The sequence below is a fragment of the Bacillus cereus group sp. BfR-BA-01524 genome (assembly GCF_022662595.1).
Classification (GTDB): Bacteria; Bacillota; Bacilli; order Bacillales; family Bacillaceae_G; genus Bacillus_A; species Bacillus_A thuringiensis_S.
In genome coordinates, this window is record NZ_JAKUDW010000304.1 from 1 (window position 1) to 391 (window position 391).

Sequence of the window (391 nt, forward strand, 5' to 3'; positions counted from 1 at the left end):
ATTTCCCTGTTGAGATCCTCTTCCGTTGTTCCCTTGCTGATTCCCATTATTTCCTTGTTGAGGATCTCTTCCATTGTTCCCTTGCCCATTTCCATTATTCTCTTGTTGAGGCCCTCTTCCATTGTTCCCTTGCTCGTTTCCGTTATTTCCCTGTTGAGATCCTCTTCCGTTGTTCCCTTGCCCATTTCCATTATTCCCTTGTTGTGATCCTCTTCCGTTGTTCCCTTGCTGATTCCCATTATTTCCTTGTTGTGATTCTCTACTGTTATTCTCCTGTTGATTCCCTCTATTTTCTTGCTGTGATCCTCTTCCATTGTTTTCTTTTATTTGCTTCGATGGCTGTTCCTCTGTTTTCTTTTGTTCTTTCTGCTCTTGCTTTTCATATTTTTTT

At 41.2% G+C, this 391-nt stretch carries 1 pseudogene; it reads right to left on the reverse strand.

From position 1 onward, the window contains the following. Positions 1-391: pseudogene (locus MR170_RS31185) on the reverse strand (hypothetical protein); the annotation flags it as partial.